This window comes from Streptomyces sp. LUP30, from assembly GCF_001746365.1.
Taxonomy (GTDB): Bacteria; Actinomycetota; Actinomycetes; order Streptomycetales; family Streptomycetaceae; genus Streptomyces.
The window spans coordinates 169,436-188,631 of sequence record NZ_MJAJ01000005.1 but is presented as its reverse complement, the minus strand read 5'-3'; the positions used below and the strand labels follow the sequence as shown (position 1 = coordinate 188,631).

Genomic DNA, 19,196 nt, shown 5'->3' with positions numbered 1-19,196 from the left:
GCCAAGCGTAGCCAAGCCGCCGCTCCCGTTCCGTTCGGGGTGGCGCGCACGGCGGTTCGTATTCGGCGGGATCGGGTCCGGCGGGCGCGCGCGCGATCCTTGACCCCGGCTCGGCGCTCCACGATGCTGTGTTGCGGCACATGATGTGTGTGCCGCTATGAGCAACACCTGTCGTCCCCCGATCTCGTATCAGCCGAGGAGTGGCCATGGCTCACCAGGTCCGTGCTGTCGTCGCGCGGGGCAAGGGCGCCCCCGTCAGTCTGGAGACCATCGTCGTGCCCGACCCGGGGCCGGGCGAGGCGCTCGTGAAGGTCGAGGCGTGCGGGGTCTGCCACACCGATCTGCACTACCGCGAGGGCGGCATCAACGACGACTTCCCCTTCCTTCTCGGCCATGAGGCGGCGGGCGTCGTGGAGGCGGTGGGGGAGGGCGTCACGGACGTCGCGCCCGGTGACTTCGTCATCCTCAACTGGCGTGCCGTCTGCGGGCAGTGCCGGGCCTGTCTGCGCGGCCGCCCCTGGTACTGCTTCGACACGCACAACGCCCGGCAGAAGATGACGCTTCTCGACGGCTCCGAACTCACCCCGGCCCTCGGCATCGGCGCCTTCGCCGAGAAGACCCTGGTGGCGGCCGGCCAGTGCACCAAGGTCGACCCGGCCGCGTCGGCGGCGGCCGCGGGACTGCTGGGCTGCGGGGTGATGGCGGGCATCGGCGCGGCGATCAACACCGGCGGCGTCGAACGCGGCGACAGCGTGGCCGTCATCGGCTGCGGAGGCGTCGGGGACGCGGCCGTGGTGGGGGCGAGACTGGCCGGTGCGGCGAAGATCATCGCGGTGGACGTCGACGACCGCAAGCTGGTCACCGCCAGGAAGGTGGGCGCGACCCACACCGTCAACTCGCGCGACACCGACGCCGTCGAGGCGATCCGGGAGCTGACGGGCGGGTTCGGCGCGGACGTGGTGATCGAGGCGGTCGGCCGTCCCGAGACGTACCGGCAGGCGTTCTACGCCCGCGACCTCGCCGGCACCGTGGTGCTGGTCGGCGTGCCGACCCCGGAGATGAAACTCGAACTGCCACTGCTCGACGTCTTCGGCCGGGGCGGAGCGCTGAAGTCCTCCTGGTACGGGGACTGCCTGCCCTCCCGCGACTTTCCCATGCTCGTGGACCTCCACCTCCAGGGTCGCCTCGACCTGGACGCGTTCGTCACCGAGACCATCGCCCTCGACGAGGTCGAGAAGGCCTTCGAACGGATGCACGGCGGCGACGTCCTGCGCTCGGTCGTGATCCTGTGACGGCCGGCGCCCGCATCGGACATCTCGTCACCTCGGGGACGTTCTCCCTCGACGGCGGCGTATGGGACGTCGACAACAACGTGTGGATCATCGGGGACGACACCGAGGCCTTGGTCGTCGACGCCGCGCACGACGCCGAGGCCGTCGCCGAGGCCCTCGGTGGACGGACGCTGCGCGCGATCGTGTGCACCCACGCCCACGACGACCACATCGGCGCCGCTCCCGCGCTCGCCGCACGCACCGGCGCCCCGATCCTGCTGCATCCCGACGACCTGCCGTTGTGGAAGCTGACCCACCCCGGTCGCCTGCCCGACGGCGAACTGGTCGACGGCCGGACACTGACGGTCGCGGGCGTCGAGCTGACCGTGCTGCACACGCCAGGTCACGCTCCCGGCGCGGTGTGCCTGTACGCCCCGGCCCTGACGGCCCTCTTCAGCGGCGACACGCTCTTCGCGGGCGGGCCGGGGGCGACGGGGCGGTCGTACAGCCACTTCCCGACCATCGTCGGCTCCATCCGGGACCGGCTGTTGACGCTGCCCGGCGACACGGTGGTGCACACCGGCCACGGCGGGACGACCACGATCGCCGCGGAGCGCCCGCACCTCCAGGAGTGGATCGACCGCGGTTTCTGACCTCTCGTCAGGGCTCCGGTCGCGGCGCCCGTACCACCTGTTCCCGCAGGTGGTACGGGCGTTTCGAGCTGCGTTCGGCCAGGCCTGCGACGGCCGGCGAAGCAGGACCTCGGACGCCTTGACAAGGGTTCTGGGACGCCTCCAGACTGATGTTGCGCTTACCGCAATCCGTTTCGCTATACGCACCGAGGTGTCATGATGATTCCCGCGTGCCGTCTCGCGGATCTCCCGCGAGGCGAGGCCCTCCGGCTCGACATCGATCCGCCGGTCTCGGTGTTCCATACCGACGACGGCGAGATCTTCGCCATCGACGACACCTGCACCCACCAGGACGCCTCGCTCGCCGACGGCTGGCTGGAGGGCTGCGAGGTGGAATGCCCGCTGCATGCCTCGAAGTTCGACCTGCGGACCGGGGCCGTCGACGCACCGCCCGCCAAGCTCCCGGTCCGCACGCACGCCGTCCTCGTCGACGACGGCATGATCTACGTCCGGGTGTCCACGGCGGCGCCCAACCTGCCGCCCTGCGTCGCGGCCAGACTCGCCGGAGGTCCCGCGTGAGGACCGTCGCCGTGGTCGGCGCCTCGCTGGCCGGCCTGTCGGCGGCACGCTCCCTGCGCAAGCAGGGCTACGACGGGCAGCTGGTCGTCGTCGGCGACGAACCGCACCGCCCCTACGACAGACCGCCGTTGTCCAAGGAGTTCCTGGCCGGCGCCCTGGGCGAAGCGGACCTCACACTGGAGTCGGACGACGAGGACCTGCGGGCACAGTGGATGCTGGGCGTCCGCGCCGTCGGCCTCGACCGAGCCGAACGCGCGCTGGCGCTCGCCGACGGACGACGGATCCGGGCCGACGGCATCGTCGTCGCCACCGGCGCGGCAGCGCGCACGCTGCCCGGCGCCGAGGGCCTGGCCGGGGTGCACACCCTGCGCACCCTGGACGACGCCCGCGCCCTGCGGGACGAACTGGCCCGCGGTGGACGGCTGGTCGTTATCGGCGGCGGGTTCATCGGCGCCGAGGTCGCTTCCACCGCGTACGCGCTCGGGCTCGACGTGACGGTCGTCGAGGCGGCCCCGACGCCCCTGGCCGGACCGCTCGGCCGGGCCATGGGCGCCGTGGTCTCCGGCCTCCACGCGGACCACGGCGTGCGCCTGTCGTGCGGTGTCGGCGTCAAGGGGCTCAGCGGGGAGAACAGGGTCGACGCCGTACTGCTCGAGGACGGCCGCTCGATACCGGCCGACCTCGTCGTCGTCGGCGTGGGCGCGTCCCCGTGCGTCGAATGGCTCAGGGGGTCGGGCATCGCGCTCGACAACGGCGTCAAGTGCGGCGCCGACGGCCGCACCAGCCTGGCCGGCGTCGTCGCGGTCGGCGACTGCGCCAACTGGTACGACCCCCGCGTGGGGGCGCACCGCCGCGTCGAACACTGGACCGGCGCGCGCGAACGCCCCGAAGCCGCCGTCGCCACCCTGCTGGCCGGAGGCGCGGTGGAACCGGGTCTGCCCAGGCCGCCGTATTTCTGGTCGGACCAGTACGGCGTGAAGATCCAGTTCGCCGGTCACGCCGCGGAAGCCGACAGCGTGACGATCGAGGAAGGCGCCGAGGGCGACCGGGACGTGCTGGCCGTCTACCGGCGCGCCGGACGAGCCGTCGCCGTGCTCGGGATGAACCAGCCGCGACTGTTCGCCCGCTGGCGCAAGCAGATCGGCGCTCCGCTGTGAGCACCCCGACGGGTCGTCGTCGCGCCGAGGCGCCACGGTGACCGGTCGCGCAGTTCCCCGCGCCTGAGGCGTTCTCCCCGTCCTGCTGCGCAAGCCCGTGGCGCGCAGCGTCTCCCCTCCCTGACGTTTCCGAGGAGTGCACCGTGACCTCGACCAGTCTGCCGGACAGCCTGATCGCCACCCTTCCCGGCTCCTCCTACACGGATCCGGCGATCTTCGCCCAGGAGCAGGAGCGCATTTTCGAAACCATGTGGTTCTGCGTCGCGCGCGCCTCCGAGCTGGCGAAGCCGGGGGCCTTCCGCACCGTCGACGTGGGCCGCGAGTCCCTCCTCGTGACCCGCGCCCGGGACGACTCGATCCGCGCCTACTTCAACGTCTGCCGCCATCGTGGCGCCAAGATATGCACCGAGGAGACCGGCGAGGTCAAGCGGGCCTTCCAGTGTCCGTACCACGCCTGGACCTACGACCTGAACGGCAAGCTGATCGCCGCGCCCAACCTCACCAAGATGCCCGACGTCGGCCGCACCGAGTACGGCCTGGTGAGCGTCGCCGTACGCGAATGGCTCGGGTACGTATGGGTCTGCCTCGCGGAGAACCCGCCCTCCTTCGACGAGGACGTCGTCGGCGAGGTGGTCGGCCGCCTCGGCGACGTCGAGTCGATCGCACGCTACGACATCGACAACCTCTCGGTCGGCAAGCGGATCGTCTACGACGTCAGGGCGAACTGGAAGCTCATCATCGAGAACTTCATGGAGTGCTATCACTGCGCGACGATCCACCCCGAACTCACCGAGGTGCTCCCTGAGTTCGCCGACGGCTACGCCGCCCAGTACTACGTCGGGCACGGCGCCGAGTTCGGCGAGGAGGTCCAGGGCTTCACCGTCGACGGCTCCGCGGGCCTCGACCGCATTCCGGGGGTGTCCGAGGACCAGGACCGCCGGTACTACGCGATCACCGTCAAGCCGCAGGTCTTCGTCAACCTGGTGCCCGACCACGTGATCTTCCACCGGATGTACCCCGTGGCCGTGGACCGCACGATCGTCGAGTGCGACTGGCTCTACCTTCCCCACGTCGTGGAGAGCGGCAAGGACGTCAGCCGGTCGGTCGAGCTCTTCGACCGGGTCAACCGCCAGGACTTCGAGGCGTGCGAGCGCACACAGCCCGGCATGAGCTCCCGGATGTACGCCAAGGGCGGTGTCCTGGTGCCCAGCGAGCACCACATCGGCGCGTTCCACGACTGGGTGAACGAGCGCCTGGGCGCCGGGCAGCGGCCGCGGTAGCGACCGGGCGGTCAGCCCAGGAAGCCCATCCGGTGGCTGATCTCCTCCGCGCCCTTCAGCAGGACCGGCGAGAGCTCGTGCAGGCGCTCCTCGGTGAGCCGGTACGAGGGGCCGGAGGCGCTCAGCGCGGCGATGACACGGCCGTCCCGGTCGCGGACCGGCGCGGCCATGGCGTGCAGGCCGATCTCCAGCTCCTCCAGGGTCCAGGCGTAACCGCGCTCGCGGGCGTCGGCGAGGTTCCGCTCCAGCTTCGCCTTCGCGGTGATGGTGCGCTGGGTGACCTTCTTCAGGCCGGCCTCGGACAGCAGTGCGGCGCGTTCCTGAGCGGGCAGATGCGCCAGCAGGATCTTGCCGCTCGACGTGGCGTGCAGCGGGGTCAGCTCGCCGACCCAGTTGTGCGCGGTGACGGCTCCGGGGCCGCGGACCTCGTAGAGGTTGATCGCGTAGTGCTCCTGCATGACGGCGATGTTCACCGTCTCGCCGATCTCCTCGGCGAGCCGCTCGCAGACCGGGCGGCCCTGCTGCGTGATGTCGATGCGCCCGGTGACAGCGCCGGCCAGGCGTACGATGCCGAACCCGAGCCGGTACTTGCCGCGCTCGCCGGCCTGCTCGACGAGGCCGCGCGCCTCCAGGGCTCCGAGCAGCCGGAACGCGGTGGACTTGTGAACGTCGATCTCGGCGGCCACCTCGCTGACGCCCGCCTCGCCCCGCTGGGCCAGGATCTCCAGGACGCTGATGGCACGGTCTACCGACTGCACTCCGCCGGCCTGCGAATTGGTTGTTTCGGTGTCTGTGCTGTGGTTGCTCACAACGAAACTATACGCGTAGTAAACAACGCGGATGCAAGTAACGCATGCGAAACCATGCCCACCGCAAGTTGCGTGGCACGCAACCTGGTGCGTATAGCGGTACTGGCGTTAGCATGCGTCGCGTATCTATGGCGCGAGCGAGACGAGGCACCATGGCTTCCCTGCAGTACGACTTCGTCATCGTCGGCGGCGGTTCGGCCGGCAGTGCACTGGCGAACAGGCTCTCCGCGGATCCGGCGAACCGGGTGCTGGTGCTGGAGGCCGGCCGCTCCGACTACCCGTGGGACGTCTTCATCCACATGCCCGCGGCGCTGACCTATCCCATCGGCAGCCGGTTCTACGACTGGAAGTACGAGTCGGAGCCCGAGCCCCATATGGGCGGCCGGCGCATCTACCACGCACGCGGCAAGGTACTGGGCGGCTCCAGCAGCATCAACGGCATGATCTTCCAGCGCGGCAACCCCATGGACTACGAACGCTGGGCGGCCGACCCCGGCATGCGGAACTGGGACTACGCGCACTGCCTGCCCTACTTCCGGCGGATGGAGAACTGCCTCGCCGCCGATGCCGACGACGAGTTCCGCGGCCACGACGGCCCCCTCGTCCTCGAACGAGGCCCGGCGACGAACCCGCTCTTCGGCGCGTTCCTCAAGGCCACCGAGGAGGCGGGCCACGCCCCGACCGACGACGTCAACGGCTACCGGCAAGAGGGATTCGCCAGGTTCGACCGAAACGTCCACCGCGGACGCCGGCTGTCGGCCTCGAAGGCGTACCTCAAGCCCGCCATGAAGCGTCCCAACCTCACCGTGCGCACGCGCGCCCTCGTCACCCGCGTCCTGTTCGAGGGGAAGAGGGCCGTCGGCGTCGAGTACCGGCGCGGCAGGGGCGCCCTCCAGCAGGTGCGCGCCAAGGAGGTCATCCTGTGCGGCGGCGCCGTCAACTCCCCGCAGTTGCTGCAGCTTTCGGGCGTCGGCAACGCGCAGGAGCTGAGCGCCCTCGGCATCGACGTCGTCCATGACCTCCCGGGCGTCGGCGAGAACCTGCAGGACCACCTGGAGGTGTACATCCAGTACGCCTGCAAGCAGCCCGTCTCCATGCAGCCCTACCTGGCCAAGTGGCGCGCCCCCTTCATCGGCCTGCAGTGGCTCTTCCGCAAGGGCCCCGCCGCCACGAACCACTTCGAGGCCGGCGGCTTCTGCCGCAGCAACGAGGACGTGGCCTACCCCAACCTGATGTTCCACTTCCTGCCCGTCGCGGTCCGCTACGACGGCTCCGTGCCCGCCGGCGGACACGGCTACCAGGTGCACGTCGGCCCCATGTACTCCGACGCCATCGGCTCGGTGAAGATCAGGAGCAGGGACCCGCGCGAACACCCGGCGCTGCGGTTCAACTACCTCTCCACCGAACAGGACCGCCGCGAATGGGTCGAGGCGGTCCGGGTGGCCCGCGGGCTCCTCAACCAGCCCGCGCTCGCCCCCTACAACGGCGGTGAGATCTCGCCGGGGCCGTCCGTCGCGACGGACGAGGAGATCCTCGCCTGGGTCGCCAAGGACGGAGAGACCGCCCTGCACCCGTCGTGCACCTGCAAGATGGGCACCGACGCGATGGCCGTCGTCGACCCGGACAGCATGCGGGTGCACGGCCTGGAGGGCCTGCGGGTGGTGGACGCCTCGGTCATGCCCTATGTCACCAACGGCAACATCTACGCGCCGGTCATGATGATCGCGGAGAAGGCCGCCGACCTGATCCTCGGCAAGGAGCCGCTCCCTGCCTCGAAGGCCGCGTACTACCGCCACCACGACGCCCGCGAACAGGCCGGGTAGACGTTGGCCGCCGCAGGACTGCGCACGCTGCTCGACCGCGTCCGCTACGAGGTGCTGCCCGCGAAGGCCACCGAGGACAAGGTCCTCGCCCATGTCCCGCGTGACGTCGTCGTCACCGTGACGGCGTCGCCGGTCAGGGGTCTGGAGCCGACCCTGGACCTCACCGCCCGGCTCGCGGGGCACGGCCACCGCGTCGTGCCGCACGTGCCCGCGCGGCTGCTGCGGGACGACGCCCATCTCAAGGACGTCGTCGACCGGCTGCGCGAGGCCGGCGTGGACGACGTCTTCGTCCCCGCGGGCGACGCCGACCCGCCCGCCGGTCCCTATGACGGAGCCCTGCCGGTACTGCGCCGGCTGGGCGAACTGGGCAGCCCCTTCGCCCGCGTGGGCATCACGGGATACCCGGAGAGTCATCCCCTCATCCACGACGACCTCACCGTGCAGGCGATGTGGGACAAGCGCGAACACGCCACGTACATCGTGAGCAACCTCTGCTTCGACGCGCGGGTGCTGGGGGAGTGGATCGCCCGGATCAGGCGCCGGGACGTCGTCCTGCCCGTCCATCTCGGCGTCGCGGGGCCGGTGCAACGGGCCAAGCTGCTGTCGATGGCGACGAAGATCGGTGTGGGGGAGTCGGCGCGCTTCCTGACCAGGCATCCGTCGTGGTTCCTGCGCTTCGCCGCGCCGGGAGGGTACTCGCCCGAGCCGCTGCTCACCCGGGCCGAGCCGGCGCTCAGCGCCCCCTCGGCGGGGGTGGCGGGACTGCACCTGTTCACCTTCAACCAGATCGCCGAGACGGAGAGGTGGCGGCGGGCGCTGCTGGAGCGGCTCGGCGGCTGAGCAGTCACCGGTGCACGCGCCGGGTGCGTGTCGTATACGAGCGGGGGCGGACCGGATCTCCGGCCCGCCCCCGCTCGTATACGACACGCTCAGCGGAAGACCACCGTCCGGTTGCCGTCCACCATGACCCGGCTCTCGCTGTGCCACTTCACCGCGTGGGCGAGCACCTGCGCCTCCACGTCCCGTCCGACCGTGACCAGTTGCCCGGGGTCGAGGGAGTGGTCCACCCGCACCACGTCCTGCTCGATGATCTGCCCCTCGTCCAGCTCCGGCGTCACGTAGTGAGCGGTCGCCCCGACGAGTTTCACCCCGCGGTCGTAGGCCTGCTCGTAGGGGCGGGCGCCCTTGAAACTGGGCAGGAAGGAGTGGTGGATGTTGATGGCGCGGCCCTCGAGCTGCTTGCACAGGTCGTCGGAGAGGATCTGCATGTAGCGGGCCAGCACGACCAGGTCGACGTCCAGCTCGTCCACCAGCTCCAGCAGGCGCGCCTCGGCCTCGGCCTTGGTGTCCCGGGTCACCGGGACGTGGTGGAAGGGGACGCCGTAGGTGCCCGCCAGCGCCTCGAAGTCGCGGTGGTTGGAGACGACCGCGGCGATCTCGATGTTCAGCGAGCCGGTGCGCTGCCGGAAGAGCAGATCGTTCAGGCAATGGCCGAACCGCGAGACCATGATGAGCGTGCGGGTCGCGGTGGCCGCGTCCCGCAGCGTCCAGGAAAGGCGATGGGCCTCGGCGACGGGGCCGAACCGGTGACGCAGGGTCTCCAGATCCGCGTTCGGATCGGAGACGTCGAAGTGGACCCTCATGAAGAAACGGTCCTGGAGCCGGTCGTCGAACTGCTGGCTCTCCAGGATGTTGCCGGAGTTGCGGACGAGGAATCCGCTGACGGCGTGGACCAGGCCCGCCCGGTCGGGACAGGAGAGGGTCAGGACGTACTCACGGCCGGATTCGGGGCGAGGGAACTCTGGGGACACGTCGGCCTCCGTCGGTGCGTAATGCACAACATGGTGAGCGATACGCAACATGGTCGACTCGGCGCCGCTCGCGGTCAAGGGCGGCCGGACAACTGACCGCCTGGCGAAATCGTCATCAGCCAACCTCTTGACGTGTGTCCGGACATTCGCCAGGGTGTTCCACCACAAGCAATTGGATGCACAATGCGCAACGCATTTCGTTTGAAGGGCAAGGCGCGTGGCAGACCTGTATGTGGATGGGGAATGGCGGGACCCGGTGGCCGGCGGCCGCCGGGAGATCCGGTGTCCCGCCGACGGCGCCCATGTGGCGACCGTGTCGGAGGCGACGCGCGCCGACACCGAGGCCGCCGTCGCCGCGGCGCGCCGGGCCTTCGACGAGGGCCCCTGGCCGCGGACCCCTGAGCGGGAGCGGGGCGCGCTCCTGCTGCGCACCGCCGACGTCGTGGAGCGCGACGCCAAGGAGTTCGCCCGGGCCGAATCGCTGGACACCGGCAAACGGCTGGTCGAGAGCGAGTACGACATCGCCGACGTCGTCTCCTGTCTGCGCTACTACGGCGGGATCGGCGGCGTCGACGCCGGCCGCGTCGTCGACACCGGCCGTGACGACGCCGTCAGCCGCGTCGTCTACGAGCCCGTTGGGGTCTGCGGACTGATCACCCCCTGGAACTACCCGCTGCTGCAGGCGAGTTGGAAGATCGCACCGGCTCTCCTCGCCGGCAACACCGTCGTCCTCAAACCCAGCGAACTCACCCCCTCCACCGCCGTCCTGCTGATGAGAGCACTGGAGGAGGCCGGACTCCCGGCCGGCGTCGCCAACCTCGTCCTGGGCGCCGGGCCCGAGGCGGGCGCACCCCTCGCCGAGCACCCGGCCGTCGACATGGTGTCCTTCACCGGCGGCCTGGAGACCGGCAGACGGATCATGGCCACCGCCGCGGCGACGGTGAAGAAGGTGGCACTGGAGCTCGGCGGCAAGAACCCCAACGTGATCTTCGCCGACGCCGACTTCGAGACGGCCGTGGACTTCGCTCTCACGGCCGTCTTCCTGCACTCCGGGCAGGTCTGCTCGGCCGGCGCCCGTCTGATCGTCGAGGACCGTCTGCACGACCGGCTCGTCGACGAGGTCGTCCGCCGCGCCCGCCGGATCCGCCTCGGCGGCCCCTTCGACCCCGACGCCGAGACCGGGGCGCTGATCTCCGCCTCGCACCGCGAGAAGGTCGAGGCGTACGTCGCGGCCGGCCTCGCCGAGGGCGCCGTGCTGCGCTGCGGCGGCGAACGCCCCTCGGACCCCGCCCTCGCCGACGGCCACTTCTACCCGCCGACCGTCCTGGACGAGTGCCGGCAGGACATGCGCGTGGTGCACGAGGAGTCCTTCGGGCCCGTGCTCACCGTGGAGCGCTTCACCGACGAGGACGACGCCGTACGCATCGCCAACGACACCGAGTACGGACTCGCCGGAGCCGTCTGGACCCAGGACGCCGGAAAGGCCCAGCGGGTCGCCCGGCGGCTGCGGCACGGCACGGTGTGGATCAACGACTACCACCCCTATGTGCCGCAGGCGGAATGGGGTGGCTTCGGACACTCGGGCGTGGGCCGGGAGCTGGGACGGACCGGCCTGGACGAGTACCGAGAGCCCAAGCACATCTGGCAGAACATCCAACCCCGGCCGCAGCGCTGGTTCCGCGGCTGAACGCCGAAATGAGGTCGATCGTGACCCCCACACAGACCGAGGTGCCGCAGCGGCGCGGCACGCCCGAGGACGCGGACGGCACTCCGGTCATCTCCGTGCGCAACCTGTGGAAGGTGTTCGGGCCGAAGGCCGACCGGGTGCCGGGCTCCGAGGAGCTCTGCGGCCTCACCCGCCGCGAGCTGATGGACCGCACCGGCTGCACCGCCGCCGTACGGGACGTCACCTTCGACGTCGCGCCCGGCGAGGTGTTCGTCGTGATGGGTCTGTCCGGCTCGGGCAAGTCCACCCTCGTGCGATGTCTGACCCGGCTGATCGAGCCCACCTCGGGCGAGGTCGTCTTCGAGGGCGGAGACATCCGCGAGGCGGACGCCCGTCGCCTGCGCGAGCTGCGCCGCCGCAAGTTCTCGATGGTCTTCCAGCACTTCGGGCTGCTGCCGCACCGCCGGGTGGTCGACAACGTGGCCTTCGGCCTGGAGATCCGGGGCATGAGCCGGGCGGAGCGCACCGCACGGGCCCTGGAGGTCGTGGAGTTGGTCGGCCTCGCCGGCTACGAGAACTCCTACCCCGACCAGCTCTCCGGCGGCATGCAGCAGCGCGTCGGCCTCGCCCGGGCCCTGGCCGGCGACCCCGACGTCCTCTTCTTCGACGAGCCCTTCTCGGCGCTCGACCCGCTGATCCGCCGCGACATGCAGAACGAGGTCATCCGCCTGCACCACGAGGTCGGCAAGACGATGGTGTTCATCACCCACGACCTCTCCGAGGCCCTGAAACTGGGCGACCGCATCCTCATCATGCGCGACGGCAGAACCGTGCAGTGCGGCACCGGCGACGAACTGGTGGGCGCGCCGGCCGACGACTACGTCCGCGAGTTCGTGAAGGACGTGCCGCGCGGCGACGTCCTCACCCTGCGGTGGATCATGCGCCCGCCCGCGGACGGCGACGCCCTGGACGGCCCCGAGCTGGGCCCGGACGTCGTGGTGCGCGAGGCCACCCGGGCGGTGCTGGCGGCCGACAGGCCGGTCAAGGTCGTCGAGAACGGCAAGCTGCTCGGCATCGTCGGCGACGAGGAGATCCTCGCGGTGGTCGCCGGACGGGAAGGCGGCATGTGATGACCGTCGCCATGGAGAAGCCCGAGAAGGCGGACCCCGCCGCGGCCGCACCGCAGTCCGCGCCCGTCGCGGGCCGGCGCCGGGCCGGCCGGTCCGCCGCCGTGGCCGCGATCCTGGTCGGCTGGCTGGTGCTCTTCGCCGTCCTGCGCGGAAAGCAGACCCTGTCCCTGGCCGCGGCCGACCTCACCGGTCTGCACCGCTGGTTCAACGACGTCAACGACTCCATCGGCGCGAACCGCAACTCCAACCCGCTCTTCCTCTACTTCTTCAACGAGATCCGGCTGGTCATCGACAACCTGGTCACCTTCGTCCAGGACCTGATCTCCCAGCCGTCCGCCGGCCGCCCCGTTCCGCAGATCGGCTGGCTCGGCGTCGTCGGCATCGCCGGGTACGTCTCGTGGGCCGTGGGCAACTGGCGGGTGGCGCTGCTGGCGGTGGCCGGGTTCACCTTCTTCGGGCTGCAGGGACTGTGGCAGGAGAGCATGGACACCCTGGCCCTCACCCTCTCCGCGGTGTTCGTGGCACTGCTGTTCGCGATCCCGCTGGGCGTGTGGGCGGGCTTGTCCGACCGGTTCAACCGGGTCGTGACACCGTTGCTGGACCTGATGCAGACGATGCCGACCTTCGTCTACCTGGCCCCGCTGACCCTGTTCTTCCTCATCGGCGGGGCCTCCGCCACGGTCGCCACCGTGATCTACGCGGCCCCGCCGGCGATCCGCATCACCGCACACGCCATCCGCTCCGTGCCCGAGACCACCGCCGAGGCGGCCGACTCGCTGGGTGCGACGCGCCGGCAGGCCCTGGTGAAAGTGCTGCTGCCGATGTCGAAGCGGACCGTGGTGATGGGCGTCAACCAGTCGATCATGGCGGCCCTCGCCATGGTGACCATCGCCGCCCTGATCGACGCGCCCGGCCTCGGCAAGACGGTGGTGCAGGCGCTGCAGTCGCTCGATGTCGGCACGGCCTTCAACGCCGGCCTGGCCATCGTCGTGATGGCGATCGTCCTCGACCGGGTCACGACGGCGGCCAGCGCCCGCGCGGAGGCCGCCCGGCGTTCGAAGAACCGCTTCCTCGCATGGCGCAGGCCGCTCCTGGGCGCGGGCGCGGTCGTGACGGCGGTCCTGGTCTATCTGTCGCACACCTACCTGTGGGCGGCCGAGTTCCCCGGCGAGGGCAGCGCGGGCAGCGGCATCGCCGGCGCGGCGGACGACGTGACGACGTGGGCGCAGGACAACCTGTCGGGCCTCACCAACGCCTTCCGCGACGCTCTCACCAACGGTCTGCTCAACCCTTTCCAGTCGCTGCTCACCGACTCTCCCTGGTGGCTGGTCGGCGGAGTGCTGATCGCGCTCGGCGTGGTGCTCGGCGGCTGGAGGGCCGGGGTCACCACGGCCGTGTGCGTGGGTCTGCTGGTCGGCACGGGGCTGTGGTCGGACGCCATGACGACGCTGGCGTCGACCCTCGTGGCGACGGTGCTGGTGATGGCGCTGGGCATGGTCTTCGGGGTCTGGATGGGGCGCAGCCCGCTCGTGGACCGGATGCTGCGACCCAGCCTGGACGCGGCGCAGGTCATGCCGCCGTTCGTCTATCTGGTGCCGTTCCTCGCGCTGTTCGGCGCGACGCGCTTCACCGCGATCGTCGCCGCCGTCGTCTACGCGGCGCCGGTCGCCATCAAGATCATCGCGGATGGTGTGCGGGCCGTGCCCGAGACCACCGTCGAGGCGGCCACCGCTGCCGGGTGCAACACCTGGCAGATCATCACCAAGGTTCAGCTGCCGATGGCACGCAGCGCCCTGACGCTCGCCACCAACCAGGGCCTGATCTACGTGCTGTCGATGGTTGTGGTGGGCGGCCTGGTGGGGGCAGGCGCCCTCGGCTACGACGTCGTGGCCGGGTTCTCGCAGGGTGAGCTGTACGGCAAGGGGCTGGCGGCAGGGCTCGCCATCGTACTGCTCGGAGTCATGTTCGACCGGATCACTCAGGCAGCCGCGCGCCGCGCGAGCGCTTAAGGAGCACGACACATGGCAAGACACTGGCGAGCCGGCGCGGCCGGCGTGGCTGTCCTCGGCCTCACCCTCACCGCGTGCGGAGGGGCGAAGGTCGGGAGCGACTCCTCGGGTGCGGGCAGTTCGAGCGGCTCCGGCAAGTGCGGCGCCTTCAACCTCGCCGTCAACCCGTGGGTGGGCTACGAGGCGGACGCGGCGGTCGTCGCGTACGTCGCGCAGCACGACCTCGGCTGCAAGGTCACCAAGAAGGACCTCAAGGAGGAGATCGCCTGGCAGGGGTTCGGGACGGGTGAGGTGGACGCCGTCCTGGAGAACTGGGGCCACGACGACCTGAAGAAGAAGTACATCGCCGGGCAGAAGACGGCCGTGTCGGCCGGTTCGACCGGCAACAAGGGCATTATCGGCTGGTACGTGCCGCCGTGGCTGGCGAAGGCCCATCCGGACATCGCGGACTGGAAGAACCTCGACAAGTACGCGGCGAACTTCAAGACCTCCGAGTCGGGCGGCAAGGGCCAGCTCCTGGACGGCGACCCGTCCTACGTCACCAACGACGAGGCCCTGGTGAAGAACCTCAAGCTCGACTTCAAGGTGGTGTACGCGGGCAGCGAGACGGCGCTCATCCAGGCCTACCGCAAGGCCGAGAAGAACAAGGAATGGGTGATCGGCTACTTCTACGAGCCGCAGTGGTTCCTGTCCGAGGTGCCGCTGGTGAAGGTGAACCTGCCCGCGTACAAGGCGGGTTGTGACGCCGACGCGGCGAAGGTCGCCTGTGACTATCCCGTCTACGACCTGGACAAGATCGTCAGCGCGAAGTTCGCCAAGTCCGGCAGTCCGGCCTACGGCCTGGTGAAGAACTTCCACTGGACGAACGACGACCAGAACGTCGCCTGCCCCAAGTAACCCCTGCCTCACCGGTTTCCGGACGGCCGGCCCAGCCCGGCGGGCGGTGCGCACCTGTGCGCACCGCCCGCCGGGCATCGTCGTGTCCGGCCCGTCCGCGCGGCTGCGGGCCGGCGCGTTCCCCGACGTCACGGACCCCTTGACACCCCCTCCCCGCGACGGGCACATTGAGTTGCGCAACCTGAAGCATGTTGCGCAGACAGCAACTGAACCGGCTGAGCCGGTGTGATTCGGAGGTGCGGCGATGGCGGGACCCCGAGTGGTGATCATCGGAGCGGGCGTCGTGGGAGCAGCCCTCGCCGACGAGATCTCCGCACGAGGCTGGACCGAAGTGACCGTGGTCGACCAGGGCCCGCTGCCCGCCACCGGGGGATCCTCGTCGCACGCCCCGGGCCTGGTCTTCCAGACGAACTCCTCCAAGACCATGACCGAGCTGGCCCGCTACACGGTCGAGAAGCTCTGCTCCCTCGACGTCGACGGCGAGCCCTGTTTCCTCCAGGTCGGCGGCCTGGAAGTGGCCACCACCCCCGAGCGCCTCACCGAACTGCACCGACGCCACGGCTGGATCACCGCCTGGGGCGTCGAGGCCCGCCTGCTCACCGTCGACGAGTGCGTCGCACAGCACCCGCTCGTCAACCGCGACCGGGTCCTGGGCGGCCTCCTCGTCCCCACCGACGGCCTCGCCAAGGCCGTCCTCGCCGTCGAGGCGCAGATCCGCCGGGCCACCGAGCGAGGCGTGACCTTCCTGTCCCGCCACGAGGTGCTCGACGTCCGGCAGGCTGGCGGCGAGGTGACCGGAGTCCTCACCGAACAGGGCGAGATCCCCGCCGACATCGTGGTGTGCTGCGCCGGCATCTGGGGCCCGAAAATCGCCCGCATGGTCGGCATGAACCTCCCGCTCACGCCGCTCGCCCACCAGCTCGCCTGGACCGGCCCGGTCCCGGCACTGGCCGGCCAGACCGAGGAGGCCGTCCGCCCGATACTGCGCCACCAGGACGGCGACCTCTACTACCGCGACCGCTTCGACGGCATCGGCATCGGCTACTACGGCCACCGGCCCATGCCGATCTCCGCCGACGACATCCTCTCCTTCGACGAGGCCGAGGCCATGCCCTCGGTCATGACGTTCACGGCGGACGACTTCGAGGACGCCTGGACCGAGACGCGGTCCCTGCTGCCCGCGACGAAGGAGGCGAAGATCGAGGAGGGCATCAACGGTCTGTTCTCCTTCACCACCGACAATTTCCCGCTCCTCGGCGAGTCCCCCGACGTCAAGGGCTTCTGGGTCGCCGAGGCGGTATGGGTGACCCACTCCGCGGGCGTCGGCCGGGCGATGGCCGAGTGGCTCGTCGACGGCTTCTGCTCGTCCTTCGACCTGCACGAGTGCGACGTCAACCGCTTCGAGCCGCATCAGCTCTCCCCGGAGTACGTCCTGGCCCGCGACTGCCAGAACTTCGTCGAGGTCTACGACATCCTCCACCCCCTCCAGCCCTCCGGCGACCCGCGCCCGATCCGCACCAGCCCCTTCCACACCCGCCAGCAGGAACACGGCGCCGTCTTCCTGGAGGCGAACGGCTGGGAGCGCCCGCAGTGGTACGAGGCCAACGCCCCCCTCGTGGAGGGCCGTTCCCTCGCCCTCCCCGACGACTGGGCGGCGCGGTACTGGTCGCCCATCGTCGCGGCCGAGGCGCAGGTCACCCGCGAGACCGTCGCGATGTACGACATGACGGCCCTCAAACGGCTCGAGGTCGCCGGACCCGGCGCCGCCGCCTTCCTGGAGCGGCTGGTCACCGGCAAGGTCGCCAAGTCCGTCGGCTCGGTGACCTACACGCTGCTCCTGGACCACGACGGCCGCATCCGCAGCGACATCACCGTCGCCCGGCTGGCCCGCGACCTCTTCCAGGTCGGCGCCAACGGCAACCTGGACCTCGACTGGTTCGCCCGTCACCTCCCGGCCGACGGCTCGGTCCAGGTGCGCGACATCACCCCCGGCACCTGCTGCATCGGCCTGTGGGGCCCGCTCGCCCGCAAGGTTCTGCAGCCCCTGACCGACGACGACTTCTCCGACGCGGGCCTGAAGTACTTCCGGGCCAGGCGCACCTACGTCGGCTCGGTGCCCGTCACCGCCATGCGGCTGTCCTACGTCGGCGAACTGGGCTGGGAGCTCTACACCACCGCCGACCAGGGCCGGAAACTGTGGGACACGCTGTGGCGGGCGGCCCGGCCGCTCGGCGGGATCCTCGCCGGCCGCGGCGCCTTCAACAGCCTCCGGCTGGAGAAGGGTTACCGCTCCTTCGGCGCCGACATGACCTACGAGCACGACCCTTACGAGGCCGGCGTCGGCTTCGCCGTCAAGCTCGACAAGGACGACTTCATCGGAAAGGCCGCCCTGGAGCGCCGCAAGGCCGACGTGCGGCGGAAACTGACCTGCCTCACCATCGAGGACCCCCGGTCCGTGGTGATGGGCAAGGAACCGGTGTACGACGGCGAGCGCGCCGTCGGCTACGTCACCAGCGCGGCCTACGGCCACACGATCGGCAAGGGCATCGCCTATGCCTGGCTCCCGGCCGAACTCGCCGTCCCGGGCGCCACCTTGCACATCGGTTACTTCGACCGGCGCGTCGAGGCGGTCGTCGCCGAGGAGCCGTTGTTCGACCCGACGATGTCCCGGCTCCGTGGCTGAGCGCTTGCAACCGGGCGCCGCAGGAGCGGGACCCAAGACCCGGGCGACGCCGCCCGACCCTGCCGCAGAGGCCGCCGAGAGGAACGCGAACGCCGTATGAACGCGCCGAACACGCCCCTGGTGGAGCGGGACCCCGAGGTCCACGCCGCGCTCCGCGCCGAACCGCGCCGCCGCTCACAGGCCGCGGCAGAAGCCGGAGACGCCCGATGAGCCCCCGCACCCCCGGCGCAGACCTCCCCGAACACCCCGACTGGCTCTGGCGCACCCCCGAGCCCAGGCGCAGCTACGACGTGATCGTGGTGGGCGGCGGCGGACACGGCCTGGCCACCGCCCACTACCTGGCGAAGAACCACGGCATCACCGACGTGGCGGTGCTGGAGAAGGGCTGGCTGGCGGGCGGCAACATGGCCCGCAACACCACGATCATCCGCTCCAACTACCTGTGGGACGAGAGCGCCGGCATCTACGAGCACGCGCTCAAACTGTGGGAGGGCCTGGCGGAGGAGCTCGACTACCCCATCCTCTTCTCCCAGCGAGGCGTGCTGAACCTCGCCCACAGCCTCCAGGACGTCCGCGACAGCGTCCGCCGCGTGGAGGCGAACCGTCTGAACGGCGTGGACGCGGAATGGCTCGACGCCGAGCAGGTGCGGGAGGTCTGCCCGATCGTCAACACCTCCCCGGACGTGCGCTACCCGGTCCTCGGCGGCACCTACCAACCCCGGGCCGGCATCGCCAAACACGACCACGTGGCCTGGGGCCTGGCACGCTCCGCCGACGCCGCGGGCATCGACATCATCCAGAACTGCGAGGTCACGGGAGTCGACGTGGTCGGCGGCCGGGTGGTCGGCGTCCAGACGAGCCTCGGCCCGATCGCGGCGGGCAAGGTGGCGCTCTGCTCGGCCGGGCACACCTCGGTCCTCGCGGCCATGGCCGGCATCGAACTCCCTCTGCAGAGCCACCCGTTGCAGGCGCTGGTGTCCGAACTGCTGGAACCGGTGCATCCCACGGTGGTGATGTCCAACGCCGTCCATGTGTACGTCAGCCAGGCGCACAAGGGCGAGCTGGTGATGGGCGCGGGCATCGACTCCTACAACTCCTACACCCAACGCGGCGCGTTCCACATCATCGAGGAGCAGATGTCGGCCGCCCTGGAGCTCTTCCCGGTCTTCGCCCGTGCCCACGTCCTGCGCACCTGGGGCGGCATCGTCGACGTCAGCCCGGACGCCTCGCCGATCGTCGGGCTCAGCCCCGTCGACAACCTCTACCTCAACTGCGGCTGGGGCACGGGCGGTTTCAAGGCCACCCCGGGCGTCGGCTGGGTCTACGCCCACACGATCGCCCACGACACCCCCCACCCCCTCAACGCCCCCTTCTCGCTCGATCGTTTCACCACCGGCGCGCTCGTCGACGAGCACGGCGCGGCCGCGGTGGCCCACTAGGGAGCCGAAC

Annotated in this window: 15 protein-coding genes; 13 read left to right on the top strand and 2 right to left on the bottom strand. The window is 70.5% G+C overall.

All coding sequences use genetic code 11. The features are described from left to right. Positions 1–206 precede the first annotated feature (206 nt). The 5 genes from BG482_RS07030 (at position 207) to BG482_RS07010 (ending at position 4,919) form a co-directional block, all read left to right on the top strand. Positions 207–1,292, top strand: coding sequence for an S-(hydroxymethyl)mycothiol dehydrogenase (locus BG482_RS07030; protein ID WP_069767995.1), 1,086 nt, complete (start codon positions 207–209; stop codon positions 1,290–1,292). Next, complete coding sequence (locus BG482_RS07025; protein ID WP_069767994.1) at positions 1,289–1,924, top strand: MBL fold metallo-hydrolase; 636 nt, start codon at positions 1,289–1,291, stop codon at positions 1,922–1,924. The genes BG482_RS07030 and BG482_RS07025 overlap by 4 nt, the downstream gene beginning before the upstream one ends. Positions 1,925–2,119: 195 nt before the next feature. Then, a complete protein-coding gene (locus tag BG482_RS07020) occupies positions 2,120–2,482 on the top strand; it encodes a bifunctional 3-phenylpropionate/cinnamic acid dioxygenase ferredoxin subunit (protein ID WP_069767993.1) in 363 nt (120 codons plus the stop codon). Continuing rightward, entirely contained in the window at positions 2,479–3,639 is a 1,161-nt protein-coding gene (locus BG482_RS07015; RefSeq protein WP_069767992.1) for an NAD(P)/FAD-dependent oxidoreductase, read from the top strand. The genes BG482_RS07020 and BG482_RS07015 overlap by 4 nt, the downstream gene beginning before the upstream one ends. Before the next feature lie 143 nt (positions 3,640–3,782). Continuing rightward, positions 3,783–4,919, top strand: coding sequence for an aromatic ring-hydroxylating dioxygenase subunit alpha (locus BG482_RS07010; protein WP_069767991.1), 1,137 nt, complete (start codon positions 3,783–3,785; stop codon positions 4,917–4,919). 11 nt (positions 4,920–4,930) lie between these two features. Here the strand turns inward: BG482_RS07010 and BG482_RS07005 are convergent, their stop codons facing one another. Then, the gene (locus tag BG482_RS07005; protein WP_069767990.1) at positions 4,931–5,677 is read right to left on the bottom strand and encodes an IclR family transcriptional regulator; all 747 of its coding nucleotides are present in this window, start codon (positions 5,675–5,677) and stop codon (positions 4,931–4,933) included. A gap of 203 nt (positions 5,678–5,880) precedes the next feature. Between BG482_RS07005 and betA the strand changes: the two genes are divergently transcribed. Together betA and BG482_RS06995 are read left to right on the top strand one after the other, a co-directional pair. After that, positions 5,881–7,551: a choline dehydrogenase gene (gene betA, locus BG482_RS07000; RefSeq protein ID WP_069767989.1), complete on the top strand. Its 1,671-nt coding sequence runs from the start codon at positions 5,881–5,883 to the stop codon at positions 7,549–7,551. 3 nt (positions 7,552–7,554) lie between these two features. Further along, the gene (locus BG482_RS06995) at positions 7,555–8,391 is read left to right on the top strand and encodes a 5,10-methylenetetrahydrofolate reductase (RefSeq protein ID WP_069767988.1); all 837 of its coding nucleotides are present in this window, start codon (positions 7,555–7,557) and stop codon (positions 8,389–8,391) included. Positions 8,392–8,480: 89 nt separating this feature from the next. Here BG482_RS06995 and purU read toward each other — a convergent pair whose 3' ends face one another. After that, positions 8,481–9,362: a formyltetrahydrofolate deformylase gene (gene purU / locus BG482_RS06990; RefSeq protein WP_069767987.1), complete on the bottom strand. Its 882-nt coding sequence runs from the start codon at positions 9,360–9,362 to the stop codon at positions 8,481–8,483. Positions 9,363–9,579: 217 nt separating this feature from the next. On the opposite strand from purU, the gene BG482_RS06985 reads away from it, so the two are divergent. The 6 genes from BG482_RS06985 (at position 9,580) to BG482_RS06960 (ending at position 19,186) form a co-directional block, all read left to right on the top strand. Then, complete coding sequence (locus tag BG482_RS06985; protein WP_069767986.1) at positions 9,580–11,049, top strand: aldehyde dehydrogenase family protein; 1,470 nt, start codon at positions 9,580–9,582, stop codon at positions 11,047–11,049. A 20-nt stretch (positions 11,050–11,069) separates the two neighbouring features. Next, the gene (locus BG482_RS06980; RefSeq protein WP_107450402.1) at positions 11,070–12,158 is read left to right on the top strand and encodes a glycine betaine/L-proline ABC transporter ATP-binding protein; all 1,089 of its coding nucleotides are present in this window, start codon (positions 11,070–11,072) and stop codon (positions 12,156–12,158) included. Further along, positions 12,158–14,167, top strand: coding sequence for a proline/glycine betaine ABC transporter permease (locus BG482_RS06975; RefSeq protein ID WP_069767984.1), 2,010 nt, complete (start codon positions 12,158–12,160; stop codon positions 14,165–14,167). Before BG482_RS06980 ends, BG482_RS06975 begins: the two co-directional genes overlap by 1 nt. A gap of 12 nt (positions 14,168–14,179) precedes the next feature. Beyond that, on the top strand, positions 14,180–15,064 hold the full coding sequence (locus tag BG482_RS06970; protein WP_256096289.1) for a glycine betaine ABC transporter substrate-binding protein: 885 nt from the start codon (positions 14,180–14,182) through the stop codon (positions 15,062–15,064). A 244-nt stretch (positions 15,065–15,308) separates the two neighbouring features. After that, a complete protein-coding gene (locus BG482_RS06965) occupies positions 15,309–17,747 on the top strand; it encodes an FAD-dependent oxidoreductase (protein ID WP_069767983.1) in 2,439 nt (812 codons plus the stop codon). Between the two features lie 206 nt (positions 17,748–17,953). Continuing rightward, complete coding sequence (locus BG482_RS06960; RefSeq protein WP_069767982.1) at positions 17,954–19,186, top strand: sarcosine oxidase subunit beta family protein; 1,233 nt, start codon at positions 17,954–17,956, stop codon at positions 19,184–19,186. Positions 19,187–19,196: the final 10 nt, after the last annotated feature.